We start from the raw sequence: 14,395 nt of genomic DNA, 5'->3' as shown, positions 1-14,395 counted from the left end.
AGCAACTAAACAGGATGGGTGTGTTTGAAAGAAAGCTAATACTTGCGCTCTTGTTAACATTTTCTTGTTAATTAACCAACCCTGCTTATTACAGCAAACAACATGAAAAAATCTTTTTGCAATATCAAGCCCTATTGTTGTAATCTTCATTTTGGTCTCCTCCCATTTTGATTGTGTGTAACAACTTCAATCATGGCACATCGATGCCGTATTGGGAGGAGACCATCACATCAACACGGGTTAACAGATGGAATAAATATGCCAAAATCAGAATATTTGAGCTATTTAATATCGAACTTGTGATTTGATTTGCTAATAAGGTGCAGCTCTTGTGACTTACGGCGTCAATAACTAGCCTATTACAAGTCAATACAATGCAGTTAGCAGGACAAAAAACTGTTTTATAACCGTTTATTATCCCGAGCTGAGTGACTTAGTTCAGGCAGTTATTTAACTGGTTTAGTTTTTTTTGGGATCGATCATGTTTAAAAAAATTGTGATTTCTGTTGTGTCGTGTTTGCTGTCTATATCTGTGTTTGCGAGTGATAAAACCATTTTAAGTCAAGTTGAAACCATGACAGTCGCTAAGTCTGGACTACGCTATCATGCTCGCATTGATACTGGTGCGGGGAAGACTTCTCTGCATGCGGTAGATTTAACAATCATTGGCGGCGCATTCAAAAAAATGAAAAGTAATGTCGGTAAAATTGTTGAATTCACCACAGAAAATGAACGTGGTGAGAAAAAACGTATTCAAGCCGAAATTGTCAGTACGTTAAGGGTGAAGAATTCACAAGGCATTGAAACCCGCTACATGGTGAAGCTCGATGTCGGTTTTTCGGATAAGTTGCATCATATTTATGTTAATTTACGCGACCGTAGCCATATGAAATACAAATTACTCATTGGGCGTAATTTTTTAAAGCATAACTACATTGTGGATGTATCACAAAAAAGTACTTTGGTCCTTTAGTTGAGTATTAAGCAAACAGGATTGATGTATACCCCGCATTAACTCGGGTGCGGTAGAACGCTCATTACATGCTGCCAATATTAGCGTCGAGAAAGAACACAAGGTGTGGACTAACATTTGAGGTACATGGTTAATTCGTCATGCGTAAGGTACTGAAGCGCGTTACATGGCTTGATTAAGTGTTGGTGAACCTAGTCTGAGTTCTTAGTCGATATGGATCTAAAGACCGTACCAAAATGGGTTATAAATTATTAATTAGCCGAAACTGGTTACAGGATCACTATATGGTTGATGCGTTTAAAAAACATTAATTCCTTATTATTGGTCAATAATATCGGTTAACAATATCGGTCAATAAAATCGGTTAACAATACCGCTCAATATGAGCGGTATTTTTTTGTCTGTTTTGTGCTCGTATTAATAAAGTATAATGATTATTAGCCTCGGAGGGGCTAAATTGAAAGGTGTACGTTGGTTTGAGTTGAACACCGCCAGTAATGGCTTTGGTATTGACGCGACTCTGCAACCTCGTTTTCATCGGTCATCGATATAGTAAACGCTGATTTAACTCATTAACCCGTGACCACATAAAACACGCAGGTTGCGTCTTTTTTACTGACCGATTTAGGAGTAAATACCCTTGACCGCGACATGTTCAACCGCACTAAATCGGGACAGGTAACCTTGCTGTAAGCTAACCAGACCCCATCATCAACAGACTGACGATTTCGGTTGGGTAGACTCCTGAGTTAACACTTGTTGCCACGGTTACAGGCTAAGTGGGTTAATTGTAGGTAAATACAACTATTTGCTATTAAAAATACCAATAATGACTAGTAAAGTTGTACTTGCTAACGTAAAATTCCAATCTTTTATTTTAACCCCAGTCTTGACTGTTTAGTTATCATAATAAGCGTCAAACTACCGCGTCGTCACTTACTGGGTTGCCACTATGGTGAACTCGTATAGTCGACTAGACGCTCAATCGCATTTAAATGCAAAAATGCAGTGGATGATAACATGCAGCAGTTAACCGAGATCGTAGAACAAGCCTTAGAGGTCATTGATAAGGCCTGTGATCTAAAAACATTGGATGATATCCGTGTCGATTACCTTGGTAAAAAAGGTAAAATTACTGACATGATGAAAATGATGGGATCATTAAGCGCAGAAGAAAAGCCTGCCTTTGGTGCCGCAGTCAATCAAGCAAAGCAAGCCGTTCAACAACAGTTGACTGTGCGTATCGACGGATTGAAAGCATCTGAATTAGAAGCAAAATTAATTGCTGAAAATATTGATGTCACTCTTCCGGGTCGTACGCTCGATATTGGCGGCTTACATCCGGTTACGCGCACTATCGAACGTATTGAAACCTTCTTTGGTGAGCTTGGTTTTGTTGTTAAACAAGGACCTGAAATCGAAGATGATTTCCATAATTTCGATGCGCTAAATATTTCTGAGCATCATCCAGCTCGTGCCGATCATGATACTTTTTACTTTAACCCCAAAGTGATGTTACGCACGCAAACATCTGGGGTGCAAATTCGCACCATGGAACATGAAAAACCGCCACTTCGGATCATTTCTCCAGGCCGTGTTTATCGTAACGATTACGACCAAACTCATACGCCAATGTTCCATCAAGTTGAAGGGTTAATGGTTGCTGAAAACGTTAATTTTGCAGAACTTAAAGGCATTTTGCATGACTTTTTACGTAACTTCTTTGAACAAGATTTAGAAGTACGTTTTCGCCCATCTTACTTCCCATTTACAGAACCTTCTGCTGAAGTGGATGTTATGGGTAAAAACGGTAAGTGGTTAGAAGTATTAGGCTGCGGCATGGTACATCCAAATGTACTGCGCAGTGTGGGTATTGACCCTGAGAAATACTCTGGTTTTGCTTTTGGTATGGGTGTTGAGCGTTTAACCATGTTGCGCTATGGCGTAAATGATTTACGTGCCTTCTTTGAAAACGATTTACGTTTTCTTAAGCAATTCAAATAACGGAGCAAAAAGTAGATGAAATTCAGTGAATCTTGGCTTCGTGAGTGGGTTAACCCATCAGTAAGTCGTGACGCATTATCACACCAAATCACCATGGCTGGTCTTGAAGTTGACGGTATTGATGCCGTCGCTGGCGATTTTAGCGGCGTGGTCATCGGTGAAGTGGTTGAATGTGGCCAACACCCAGATGCAGACAAATTACGCGTCACTAAAATCAATGTTGGCGGCGATGAGCTTATCGACATCGTTTGTGGTGCACCAAACTGCCGTTTAGGCTTAAAAGTCGCAGTAGCGATGGTGGGCGCAGTATTACCAGGCGATTTTAAAATTAAAAAAGCCAAATTACGCGGCCAACCGTCAATGGGCATGTTGTGTTCTTACGGCGAGTTAGGTATAGACATCGAAAGCGATGGCATTATTGAATTACCGCAAGATGCACCTATAGGCCTGAATGTGCGTGAATATTTGCAATTAGATGATGCCATTATTGATGTTGACTTAACCGCTAACCGAGCCGATTGTTTAGGCATGGCCGGTCTTGCTCGTGAAGTGGGCGTATTAAATCGTCAAGCGGTAATAGAGCCTTCTTGGCAAGCCGTAACCGCCACGATAGATGCGCCGTTTAGCATCAGTGTGGTAGCGCCAAATCTTTGCCCTCGTTACTTAGGCCGCGTAGTCAAAAACATCAATATTAAGGCCGTCACGCCATTATGGATGCAAGAAAAATTGCGTCGCAGTGGTATTCGTTCAATTGATCCCATTGTTGATATTACCAATTATGTGTTGATTGAATTTGGTCAGCCAATGCATGCGTTTGATTTAAATACCTTAAACGGCGGCATTACCGTGCGTTTAGCTGATGGTGTTGAAAAGCTAACCTTGCTTGATGGCAATGAAATTACGGTACCAAGCGATACCTTAGTGATTACCGACGACAAACAAGCTGTTGCGCTTGCGGGGGTATTTGGTGGTGAAAGTACCGGTGTAAATGAAAACACCCAAGATATCCTTTTGGAGTGTGCTTTTTTCTCTCCATTGGCCATTATGGGTAAATCACGTCGTTTAGGCTTACACACAGACGCTTCACATCGTTTTGAGCGTGGAGTTGACCCTGAGCTACAACATAAGGTCATGGACCGCGCTACTCGCCTTGTATTAGATATTTGTGGTGGTGAAGCCGGTCAAGTTGTTGAAGCGGTATCGATTGAGCATTTACCCGTAGCAGCAACTATCACTTTGCGTCGTAGCAAGTTAGACAAAACATTAGGGCATGTTATTTCTGATACTGACGTGACGGAAATTCTTGAATGTTTAGGTTTTAGCGTGAACGTTGACGGCAATGATTGGATTGTCACCACGGCAACATATCGTTTTGATATGGCGATTGAAGAAGATTTGATCGAAGAAGTGGCGCGTATTTATGGTTATAACAATATCCCTAATATTGCGCCAATGGCAGCGTTAAGCATGCCTGATCACCAAGAAGCTGATATTTCGCTTAAGCGTGTGCGCAGTATATTTGTTGCTCGTGGTTTCCAAGAAGCAGTGACCTACAGTTTTGTTGACCCAAAAATGCAAAATATTGTTCACCCTGGCGAAGAGGCCATGGTGTTGCCTAACCCGATTTCAGTCGAAATGTCAGCCATGCGCTTATCAATGTTTACTGGATTATTGACAGCCGTAGGCTATAACCAAAGCCGTCAGCAAAATCGAGTGCGTTTATTTGAGACGGGTTTACGCTTTATCCCTGATGCACAAGCAGATTCTGGTGTTCGTCAACAAGCTATGCTGGGCGCGGTCATTTCTGGTGTTCAAAACGATGAGCATTGGTCAATGGAGTCTACAATCGTCGACTTCTTTGATTTAAAAGGTGATTTAGAAGCAATAATCGGCTTGACAGTTGCCTCTACAGAATTTAGCTTTAGAGGGGCAACACATCCTGCGCTGCATCCAGGACAATGTGCTGAAATATTACGAAATAATCGCGTCATTGGTCATATCGGTGCTATCCATCCAAAGTTGGAAAAGCCTTTTGGACTCAATGGCAAAACAATTATTTTCGAGTTAGAACTGGATGCATTATTGCACGCCCGTTTGCCGCTAGCCCAAGCTGTATCTAAGTTTCCTGCTAACCGTCGTGACATAGCGTTAGTAGTAGATGAAGCAGTTTCTGCAACTGATGTTATGAATTTGATAAGAAAAGTTGGCGAAAATCAGTTGGTTGGCTTAAACTTGTTCGATGTATACCAAGGTAAGGGTGTTGAGCTTGGCAAAAAGAGCCTCGCCATCGCACTTACATTACAAGACACTACTCGTACACTTGAAGATAAAGATATTACTGAAACTATGGTTGCAGTGGTATCGGCTCTAAAGACCGAGTTCAACGCATCGTTGAGGGATTAAAGTATGGCACTTACCAAAGCCGAAATGGCAGAACATCTTTTTGAAACATTAGGTATTAACAAACGTGTGGCTAAAGAGATGGTCGAGTCTTTTTTTGAAGAAATTCGTGAAGCACTCGAAAGTGGTGAGCAGGTCAAGTTATCTGGCTTTGGCAACTTTGACCTTAGGGACAAGAATCAAAGACCGGGAAGGAACCCGAAAACTGGTGAAGATATTCCAATTTCTGCACGCCGTGTTGTTACCTTCCGTCCTGGACAGAAGTTAAAGTCACGTGTTGAAGCAGCAAACTCGGGTAAAAAGTAGTTCACTAGTTAATACGCCAATCCGATCGGATCTGTATTACGAAGAGCCACTCTTAATTGAGTGGCTCTTTTGTTTTTGAATTTGGTAAATTTATTTTATCATTTCATTATATCCACATGATCTATAACATTATCCTTACCGTCAGAGAAATCGTGAGCAAGCTAGTTTTATAAACATGGGTATAGCACTAAGAGAGAGTGATGTTTTGATGTTGTCGGGCATAATTACTGTTCCACACTCATTAATCCTTAGTATAATGCCATTGTTATAATATGATTCTTCCCTGTGGATCAGGGTCAGTTTATTTGGAGTTTCTTTTGGCACGACAAGCAAAATATTTCGATACTCGTTTTAATAAATCACTATTACACCCTCGTCACTGGGGGACATGGTTAGCCATCGCTGTGCTGTTTTTATTTGGTGCACTTCCTGCAAGCATTCGAGATCCCATTGCGAGATTATTTGCCCGAGTAGTAATGAAAGTTGCCAAGAAACCATTGCGGATCGCAAAGGTGAATATTACGCACTGTTTTCCTGATAAGTCACCTGCAGATGTAGATGCGTTAATCAAACAGAATGTTGAAACATTTGTCATTACCTTATTGTCGCAAGCTGAGTTGCTTATTCGTTCTAAAGCGCACTTAAAACGCCGCATTCAACTTAATGGCATTAAAAATGTGCAAGCTGCCCGAGAGGCAAAACAACCGATAATTTTTATCATGCCGCATGTTTGGCCAATGGAATATGCAGGTCTGCGAATTAACATGGAAATTCCGTTAGTGACCATGGCTAAAGCCCATCGCAATGGATTATTTAATTGGTTTAGTAATCGCATGCGCAGTAGTCAAGGTGGTCGTGTGTATATGCGTGAAGCAGGGATTAGAGCTTTATTGGCCGAGTTAAAAAATGACAACAGTTTTTTCTATTTGCCTGATGAAGATTTAGGGCCTGAAAAAAGTATATTTGCGCCTTTTATGGGCACAGTTAAAGCCACATTACCGGTTGTCGGTCGCTTAGCCCAAGCCGGTAATGCACAAGTCATGCCCGTTAAGATTGGTTACGACCAGCAGGCTAAACAATTTATTATGACGGTGCTGCCAGCGGTTAATCCTGATGAGATGATTGGCAAAGAGAATGAAGCCATCGCGTTAAACAAAGTGGTTGAGCAAGTGATTAATGCTTATCCAGAACAATATATGTGGTTTTTGAAATTGCTCAAAACTCGTCCACCAGGAGAGCAAGAGTTTTACTAAATTATAACCATCACCTTGATGTAATCACAAGAATAAGAGGTTCATATGGATTTTAACGAATTGTTATCGGCCTTGTCTTTGGTGGTATTTACCTACGACGATAGCCCAATTACTTTGTTGCAGTTGTTACAAGTGCCTTTGTACATATTTTTAGCCTGGTTTATTATCACTCGTGTTGGGCGCTTGATTGTTAAAGCACTCAAACGTCGTAATGTTGGTGCCGATGCGATCCATTTATTCACTCGCATGTATTTTATTATTAGTATCGCAGTACTCATTTTTACCTGTATGGAAATTTTAAATATTCCCTTAACTGCGTTTGCATTTGTGTCAGGTGCGATAGCGATTGGTGTGGGTTTTGGTGCGCAAAACATTATTAATAACTTTATCAGTGGCTGGATTTTAATGTGGGAACGTCCCATCCGCATTGGTGATTTTTTAGAAGTAGGTGAGGCGCGAGGCGTTGTAGAGTGTATTAACACTCGCTCAACCTTGATACGCCGTAATGACGGAGTGCACATGCTAGTGCCCAACAGTCTGTTACTCGAAAACACCGTGACTAACTGGACCTTGATTGATAAAAATGCCCGAACATTTGTTCGTGTTGGCGTGGCTTACGGTTCGGATGTGATTAAAGTTCGTGAGCTAATTTATCAAGTTATTGGTGAGCGAGATGATATTTTGCCGCAACCTGAACCCTCCGTCTTATTTGAAGATTTTGGCGACAATGCATTGATTTTTGACTTAATTTTTTGGGTCAGCGCAGTGTCAGAAACTGATATCCGCCGCCGTCGTAGCGAAATTCGTTTTAGAATGTACGAGCTATTTAACGAGCATAATGTGGTGATTGCTTATCCACAACGTGATTTACATGTTGATGGTAATTTGACGATTAACCGAAGTCATAAAAGTTAATTAACACCGATTTTTGCATCAATAAAAAAGACGCCGTGGCGTCTTTTTTATTATTAATTTAACCAGCTAAAGCGTTACTTATTCGTGTCAGATTTGTTGGCTTTGGTGTGACGATCTAATAAGTTTTTATTGATGTCTGCCATCGACAAGCCTTGATCTTCAAGTAACACAATTAAGTGATACATTAAATCAGACGCTTCATTGACCAACTCTTCTTTATCATGGGTGGCTGCAGCAAGGGCGGTTTCAAGGCCTTCTTCACCGACTTTTTGTGCAATACGCTTTGTACCACGTTCAAATAATGATGCTGTGTAGCTTGAATCAGCACTTTGACCTTTACGTGAAATAATCAGCTTAGTCAGGTTATCGATAAAAGGATGGGCGTTGCCATCTGGCCAGCAGCTTTCTGTGCCGGTATGGCAAGTCGGGCCGTTAGGAATAACTTGTACTAAAAAGCTGTCATTATCGCAGTCTTTATCGATAGCAATTAAATCAAGTGTGTTGCCAGAGGTTTCGCCTTTGGTCCACAAACGCTGTTTTGAGCGGCTAAAAAAGGTGACTTGGTTAGTGGCTAAGGTTTTGGCTAAGGCGGCTTTATCCATGTAACCTAGCATAAGCACTTTACCGGTCAGGTGATGCTGCACGACCGCTGGAACTAATCCCGAAGTAGCGCCTTGTTGTTTGTCCCAGTCCACGCTTGTGCTATCAAATACAATATCAGTCATAGGTGTTCTCTTTTTTTTGCAAAATTATAAACGAATTGCGATGCTATTGGCGTGCAGATATTGCTTGAGTTCACCAATATCAATAATGCCTTTATGGAATACGCTTGCCGCTAATGCAGCGTCGACCTTGGCAAGTTCGAACACTTCTTTGAAGTGCGCCATGGTGCCAGCACCGCCAGAAGCAATTAACGGTACATCGCATATTGCCCTAACCATGCTTAATTGCTTGATATCGTAACCGCCGCGCACGCCGTCTTGGTTCATGACGTTAAGTACTATTTCACCACAGCCACGCTTTTGCACTTCTTCAACCCAATCTTGAGTATACCATTGGGTGTCTTTAGTGGCGGCTTGATCACCGGTAAACTGTTTGACTTTATAGCTGTCACTGGCAGCATCATAAAATGAATCAATACCAATAACGATACATTGGCGGCCAAACTCGTCTTGCAAACGGGATATCAAGCTAGGGTCACTTAATGCTGGCGAGTTTATCGAGATTTTATCGGCACCAAAAGCCAATTTTTCACGTGCTTGTTCGATGGTTTTAATGCCACCGGCGACGCAAAAGGGGATATCAATTTGCTCCGCGACGCGGCTGATCCAAGATTTATCAATCACCCGATCGTGAGCACTGGCAGTAATGTCATAAAATACTAATTCATCAGCACCTTCAAGGGCGTAACGAGCCGCCAGCGGCACTATGTCACCGACAATTTCGTGATTGCGAAATTGTATTCCTTTAACCACTTTACCTTCGCGTACATCAAGACAAGGAACTATGCGTTTGGCCAACATTGGATTGCCTCCTTAACGGTAAATTGGTTAATTAGCAGTGCTTTGCCGATAATAATCCCCGATGCTTTACTGTCGCGTACTGCGGCGACATTGTCTAGCGTGGCAATACCACCAGAGGCTTGCCAAAGGATGTCAGGATACGTGGAAGCAAGTTCAGTATAGAGTTCAGTGTTAGCGCCAGTTAGGGTGCCATCACGGCTAATATCGGTCACTAAAGCATGTTTAAGGCCGACAGTTTCAAATTCAGCCACCAGTGATTCTAGTGACTTACCGCCACCAGACTGCCAACCCGATACCGCAACGATTTTTTCACCGGCGTCGTTAATGTTGACATCTAGCGCTAAACAAATTGCCTCAGGGCCGTATTTGTTTAGCCAGCTTTTAACCCGTTCAGGCTCTTTAACGGCAAGCGAGCCAATGACCACGCGCTTAACTCCGATAGCTAATAATTCCGCGACTTGCTCTTCAGTTCGAATACCGCCGCCGACTTGAATATCAACATCAAGCCCCGCAGCAAGTTCAGTAATTAATTGGGTTTGACGATTATTAGGATCTTTTGCACCCGTTAAGTCAACAATATGCAACAATTTTGCCCCTTGGGCTTGATAAGACTGCAATTGCGCCAATGGGCTTAAGTCAAAGGTGGTTTGCTTGTCGTAGTCACCTTGGTATAAACGCACCACTTGGCCGTCAATTAAATCAATGGCAGGAATAATCACTGTGGTGTCCCCATATTTAAAAAGTTTTGTAAAATCTTTGCACCCACTTTGGCACTCTTTTCTGGGTGGAATTGCACCCCAAAAAAGTTACCTTTACCAATAGCGGCACTGAATGATTCGCCATAGGTGCTGCGGGCTAAAGTGTATTCACTGATTGGCGCGCGGTAGCTGTGAACAAAATACACGTAGCTGCCATTTTCTATCCCAACAAACAAAGGATGATCGCTGACCTCAATTTGATTCCAGCCCATGTGAGGTAAAGGCAAGCCTTTGCTGTCTAAGTCGCCGATGTCAGTGGGTACTAGGCCTAAGCAAGTGATACTTTGCTCGCTGCGACCGCCATGTTCATTCGATAAAGATGCCAGCATTTGCATGCCAAGACACACGCCCATCACAGGTTGAGTTAAGCTTTTAATCAGCTCGACTAAGTTTTTTTGTTTTAAGGCGTCCATGGCCGCACCTGCGGTGCCAACACCTGGCAATACCACTCGTGCCGCGCTGCGAATAACATCAAAGTCAGCACTGACAATGACATTAGCGTTAAGACGCTCAAAGGCAAACCGTACTGAGCTTAAATTGGCGCAGCCGGTATCTATAATAACGGTAAGGTCATTGGCCATGCTTGTCGAAGCCGTAGTAGACGTGCTTGATGAAACCGATAGTTCTGTCATATGAACTCCTTACAGCACGCCTTTGCTTGATGGCAGTATGTCACCTTCGACCTTCACCGCTTGGCGAAGCGTACGACCGAGTACCTTAAACAGTGCTTCTACTTTGTGGTGATCGTTATCGCCTTTGGAGCCAATGTGTAAGGTGCAGCGCAGGCCATCGGCAAACGAGCGGAAAAAGTGTGGCACCATCTCAATGGCCATTTCGCCGACCATTTCACGCTCAAAATCAGCATTAAATTTAATAAATGGGCGACCTGAAATGTCCATTAGGCATTCGCCGCTGGCTTCATCCATGGGTAAACTGAAACCGAAACGGGCGATGCCGCGCTTGTCGCCTAATGCCTGGCGAATAGCATCACCAATGGCTAGGGCGGTGTCTTCCACGCTGTGGTGATCGTCGATGTCTAAATCGCCATCAACGTGCACGTCCATTTTAAAATTACCGTGGGTTTGAATTTGATCTAACATGTGGTCAAAAAATCCAATGCCAGTTTCAATCTTACCCTTAGTTTGACTGTCTAGGTCAATGGTGACTTTGATGTCTGTTTCTTTGGTGGTGCGTACCACAGTTGCAATACGGCCTTTGCTAAGCAATACATTAGCAATGTCATCCCAATTCAGCGTTTGACGATTGTATTTATAGCTTTTAATACCCATAGCATTGGCAAGCTCAACGTCGGTTTCGCGATCGCCAATCACCGCTGAAGTGGTAAAGTCCACTTTGCCTTGAGTCAGGTAGTCTTTTACTAGGCCCAGTTTCGGTTTGCGGCAGCTGCAATTTTCATCATTAAAGTGTGGGCAAATCACCACATCGTCAAACTTCACCCCTTGGCTTGCAAATATTTGCATCATCATATTGTGCGGAGCATCAAAGTCAGCTTTTGGAAATGAATCGGTACCCAAACCGTCTTGATTGCTGACCATCACCAAGCGAAAACCCGCATTTTGTAATTTAAGCAGCGCTGGGATCACTTGTGGCTCAAACACCAATTTAGCCAAACTATCGAGTTGTTTATCGATTGCCGGCTCTTCAACTAAAGTGCCATCACGGTCGATGAATAATATGTTCTGTTTCATGTTCAATGCCTTCAATAGGGTGTAATTTTATTCGTTTTAATCTATTAATGTTAATCTATGTGCCTATCAATCTGTTCATCAGGTTATCTATCGAAGCGACTTTTGGCCCACTTCTGCTACCGACTCAGACAGGTTTTTTGTAAACAAAGAGATAATTAAATTTGTTTGTTGTTCATTGGTAAAGCTAAAGCGAATGGCATCAGCAAGACGCGGATCTTTATAGGCGCGGGCGACTACACCTGAATCACTTAAGCGTTTAGCGGCAGCGTTGACATCGGCAAATTTAGCCAGCACATAGTTACCGTTTGCCGGTAACACCTTGGCGCCATAGGCTGTAAGTGCATTGCTTAAGCGTTTTCCTTGCTCAACTAAGCTAGCCACTTGGGCTTGCATAGTGTCGATACCCGTTGCGCTTAAGGCTTTTATCGCAAGGTCTGATACTGGCAATGGCACCGGATAAGGGGCGATGACTCGCATCACTAAATCGATAATGTCATCACTGGCAAGCATAAAACCACAACGGGCGCCCGCTAAGGCAAACGCTTTTGATAGAGTGCGCAGCACGACAAGGTTAGGGTACTTACCCAGTAAATCGGCCACGCTGTAGTCAGGGCAAAATTCAATATAGGCTTCGTCTACCACCACAATTGAATTTGGCGCCGCTTGAATTGCTTGTTCAATTTTGTCTTTCGCTATCACAGTGCCAGTTGGGTTATTTGGGTTACAAATAAACACAATTTTGGCATTGCCGATTTGTGCTGGCCAATTTTGAGGTAACTGATAGTTATCCGTTAAGCTTAGTGCGTTGACGCCAACATTAAAGGTCGCCGCGCTAATGGAGTACATGCCGTAAGTCGGTCCAAAACAAGCAATGGTGTCGACACCTGGAATACAAAAGGTGCGGATCAGTAATTCAATCGCTTCATCAGCGCCACGACTGGCAATAATGTTACTTGCTTTTACGCCAGAATACCGGCTGTAAGCATTGATGAGTTCAGGTGGCTGGCATTCTGGGTAACGATTCACTTTATCAAGCGGGCTATTATTAAATGGCGACTCGTTGGCATTGATCCAAATATCCCCTCTGCCGCCGATACGTCTGGCACTTTGATACGGTGTTAACGTAAGTAACTCGGGTCTGGCCAACGTGTTTGGATCAAAAGGCGCTACTTGGGTCTGACTCATGGCTGTGTTCTCTACTTTCTTCGCTATAAAGGTGTTAATTCATCACTTCTGTTCTAGATCAAAGCTTAGACAATAACAACTACTGCAAACTGGCTAAACGAATGGCGATGGCATTTTTATGCGCATCTAACAGTTCATTTTCAGCTAATACCATCACACTTTGGCCTAAGGATTGTAGTCCTTGCTTGCTGAGTTCTTGCACCGTAAAGCGGCGGCTAAAATCGGCCAATGACAAGCTGGATACCGAACGGCTATAACCATATGTCGGTAACACGTGGTTGGTGCCACTGGCATAATCACCGACAGATTCTGGTGTGTAAGCCCCTAAAAACACAGACCCCGCACCGCGCACATGTTTCAGTACTTCACGAGGCGCTGCAGTTTGAATAATTAAATGCTCTGGACCATATAAGTTAGACACCTTGGTGGCTTGCCCCATATCACTGACAATAATACTGCGGCTGCATTCTAGTGCTTGCGCGGCGATGTCTTTACGACTCAATTGGGCTAATTGTTCAATTAAAGCTTGGTTTACATCTTCGGCAAGAGTTAATGAGTCAGTGACTAACATCACTTGTGAATCAACGCCGTGTTCAGCTTGCGACAGTAAATCGGACGCCACAAAAGCAGGATTAGCATCTTTGTCGGCAATCACTAGCACTTCAGACGGGCCTGCTGGCATGTCAATAGACACGCTAACACGGCTGTCTTGTGACACTAAGCGCTTGGCTTCGGTCACATAGCGATTACCTGGACCAAATATTTTGTCTACGTTTGGTACTGATTCAGTACCAAACGCCATTGCCGCAATAGCTTGGGCGCCGCCGACTTGGAAAATATCGGTAATGCTGCACACATTGGCTGCATAAATAATCGCATCATTAATTGGCGGTGGGCTGACCAATACGCGTTTGCCACAGCCGGCTATTCTTGCTGGCAGGGCGAGCATCATTACCGTTGAGATTAATGGTGCTGTGCCGCCAGGAATATATAAGCCGACACGCTCGATAGGTTCGCTTCTAAGCTCGCAACGAATTCCCGCTTGAGTTTCAATATCTACACCCTGAAACACTTGCGCCTTGTGAAAGGTTTCAATGTTATTGACTGCTTGCGCTACAGCTTGCTTAACGTCGTCACCCACTCGCGCACAAGCGGCGGCAATAGCGTCAGTTGATAACGCTAACTCTGTCAGTTCAACACCGTCAAATTTTTTGTTATAAGCCAATAACGCGCTATCACCTTGAGCGTTAACTTGCTCAATAATGTCGCGAACACCTTGCTCTACACTGGCATCACCAATCAATGGCGACCGTGCTAAGGTTTGTCGTTGCTGCTTGGTCGATAAAGAGGCCCAATCGAGAATTTGCAT

Annotated in this window: 13 protein-coding genes; 6 read left to right on the top strand and 7 right to left on the bottom strand. The window is 43.3% G+C overall.

The genetic code is table 11. The features are described 5' to 3' along the window. The first annotated feature begins 481 nt into the window (after positions 1 to 481). The 6 genes from AAEZ02_RS05540 (at position 482) to AAEZ02_RS05515 (ending at position 7,851) form a co-directional block, all read left to right on the top strand. Entirely contained in the window at positions 482 to 973 is a 492-nt protein-coding gene (locus AAEZ02_RS05540) for an ATP-dependent zinc protease family protein (RefSeq protein WP_101031955.1), read from the top strand. A gap of 1,020 nt (positions 974 to 1,993) precedes the next feature. Continuing rightward, complete coding sequence (gene pheS, locus AAEZ02_RS05535) at positions 1,994 to 2,977, top strand: phenylalanine--tRNA ligase subunit alpha (RefSeq protein ID WP_101031954.1); 984 nt, start codon at positions 1,994 to 1,996, stop codon at positions 2,975 to 2,977. Between the two features lie 15 nt (positions 2,978 to 2,992). Beyond that, complete coding sequence (gene pheT / locus AAEZ02_RS05530) at positions 2,993 to 5,380, top strand: phenylalanine--tRNA ligase subunit beta (protein WP_351122182.1); 2,388 nt, start codon at positions 2,993 to 2,995, stop codon at positions 5,378 to 5,380. Positions 5,381 to 5,383: 3 nt separating this feature from the next. Next, positions 5,384 to 5,683 (top strand): integration host factor subunit alpha, encoded by a 300-nt coding sequence (gene ihfA / locus AAEZ02_RS05525; protein WP_011637176.1) that lies wholly within the window; start codon positions 5,384 to 5,386, stop codon positions 5,681 to 5,683. Between the two features lie 317 nt (positions 5,684 to 6,000). Beyond that, positions 6,001 to 6,936 carry a lauroyl-Kdo(2)-lipid IV(A) myristoyltransferase gene (lpxM, locus tag AAEZ02_RS05520; RefSeq protein ID WP_351089115.1) on the top strand — a complete coding sequence of 312 codons (936 nt, stop codon included), beginning with the start codon at positions 6,001 to 6,003 and terminating at the stop codon, positions 6,934 to 6,936. Positions 6,937 to 6,981: 45 nt separating this feature from the next. Next, on the top strand, positions 6,982 to 7,851 hold the full coding sequence (locus tag AAEZ02_RS05515; protein ID WP_101031951.1) for a mechanosensitive ion channel family protein: 870 nt from the start codon (positions 6,982 to 6,984) through the stop codon (positions 7,849 to 7,851). 74 nt (positions 7,852 to 7,925) lie between these two features. Here the strand turns inward: AAEZ02_RS05515 and hisIE are convergent, their stop codons facing one another. The 7 genes from hisIE to hisD all read right to left on the bottom strand — a co-directional run bounded on the left by hisIE (position 7,926) and on the right by hisD (position 14,395). Then, on the bottom strand, positions 7,926 to 8,576 hold the full coding sequence (gene hisIE, locus AAEZ02_RS05510) for a bifunctional phosphoribosyl-AMP cyclohydrolase/phosphoribosyl-ATP diphosphatase HisIE (RefSeq protein ID WP_101031950.1): 651 nt from the start codon (positions 8,574 to 8,576) through the stop codon (positions 7,926 to 7,928). 24 nt (positions 8,577 to 8,600) lie between these two features. After that, positions 8,601 to 9,374, bottom strand: a complete 774-nt coding sequence (gene hisF, locus AAEZ02_RS05505; protein WP_101031949.1) for an imidazole glycerol phosphate synthase subunit HisF — start codon at positions 9,372 to 9,374, stop codon at positions 8,601 to 8,603. Next, a complete protein-coding gene (gene hisA / locus AAEZ02_RS05500; protein WP_124011679.1) occupies positions 9,356 to 10,093 on the bottom strand; it encodes a 1-(5-phosphoribosyl)-5-[(5-phosphoribosylamino)methylideneamino]imidazole-4-carboxamide isomerase in 738 nt (245 codons plus the stop codon). The genes hisF and hisA overlap by 19 nt, the downstream gene beginning before the upstream one ends. Continuing rightward, on the bottom strand, positions 10,090 to 10,764 hold the full coding sequence (gene hisH, locus AAEZ02_RS05495; protein WP_198554734.1) for an imidazole glycerol phosphate synthase subunit HisH: 675 nt from the start codon (positions 10,762 to 10,764) through the stop codon (positions 10,090 to 10,092). The genes hisA and hisH overlap by 4 nt, the downstream gene beginning before the upstream one ends. 9 nt (positions 10,765 to 10,773) lie before the next feature. Further along, on the bottom strand, positions 10,774 to 11,841 hold the full coding sequence (gene hisB, locus AAEZ02_RS05490; RefSeq protein ID WP_101031947.1) for a bifunctional histidinol-phosphatase/imidazoleglycerol-phosphate dehydratase HisB: 1,068 nt from the start codon (positions 11,839 to 11,841) through the stop codon (positions 10,774 to 10,776). 87 nt (positions 11,842 to 11,928) lie between these two features. After that, positions 11,929 to 13,026, bottom strand: coding sequence for a histidinol-phosphate transaminase (gene hisC / locus AAEZ02_RS05485; RefSeq protein ID WP_124011678.1), 1,098 nt, complete (start codon positions 13,024 to 13,026; stop codon positions 11,929 to 11,931). A 79-nt stretch (positions 13,027 to 13,105) separates the two neighbouring features. Continuing rightward, a complete protein-coding gene (hisD, locus tag AAEZ02_RS05480) occupies positions 13,106 to 14,395 on the bottom strand; it encodes a histidinol dehydrogenase (RefSeq protein ID WP_124011677.1) in 1,290 nt (429 codons plus the stop codon).

The organism is Shewanella sp. T24-MNA-CIBAN-0130, from assembly GCF_040310185.1.
GTDB classification, from domain to species: domain Bacteria; phylum Pseudomonadota; class Gammaproteobacteria; order Enterobacterales; family Shewanellaceae; genus Shewanella; species Shewanella psychromarinicola.
This window is presented reverse-complemented; position numbering and strand designations above follow the sequence as displayed.

Excerpts from the sequence above, each read along its gene's own strand:
- AAEZ02_RS05540 (WP_101031955.1), top strand. The coding sequence starts at position 482 with ATGTTTAAAAAAATTGTGATTTCTGTTGTGTCGTGTTTGCTGTCTATA.
- pheS (WP_101031954.1), top strand. The coding sequence starts at position 1,994 with ATGCAGCAGTTAACCGAGATCGTAGAACAAGCCTTAGAGGTCATTGAT.
- pheT (WP_351122182.1), top strand. The coding sequence starts at position 2,993 with ATGAAATTCAGTGAATCTTGGCTTCGTGAGTGGGTTAACCCATCAGTA.
- ihfA (WP_011637176.1), top strand. The coding sequence starts at position 5,384 with ATGGCACTTACCAAAGCCGAAATGGCAGAACATCTTTTTGAAACATTA.
- AAEZ02_RS05515 (WP_101031951.1), top strand. The coding sequence starts at position 6,982 with ATGGATTTTAACGAATTGTTATCGGCCTTGTCTTTGGTGGTATTTACC.
- hisIE (WP_101031950.1), bottom strand. The coding sequence starts at position 8,576 with ATGACTGATATTGTATTTGATAGCACAAGCGTGGACTGGGACAAACAA.
- hisF (WP_101031949.1), bottom strand. The coding sequence starts at position 9,374 with ATGTTGGCCAAACGCATAGTTCCTTGTCTTGATGTACGCGAAGGTAAA.
- hisH (WP_198554734.1), bottom strand. The coding sequence starts at position 10,764 with ATGACAGAACTATCGGTTTCATCAAGCACGTCTACTACGGCTTCGACA.
- hisB (WP_101031947.1), bottom strand. The coding sequence starts at position 11,841 with ATGAAACAGAACATATTATTCATCGACCGTGATGGCACTTTAGTTGAA.
- hisC (WP_124011678.1), bottom strand. The coding sequence starts at position 13,026 with ATGAGTCAGACCCAAGTAGCGCCTTTTGATCCAAACACGTTGGCCAGA.
- hisD (WP_124011677.1), bottom strand. The coding sequence starts at position 14,395 with ATGCAAATTCTCGATTGGGCCTCTTTATCGACCAAGCAGCAACGACAA.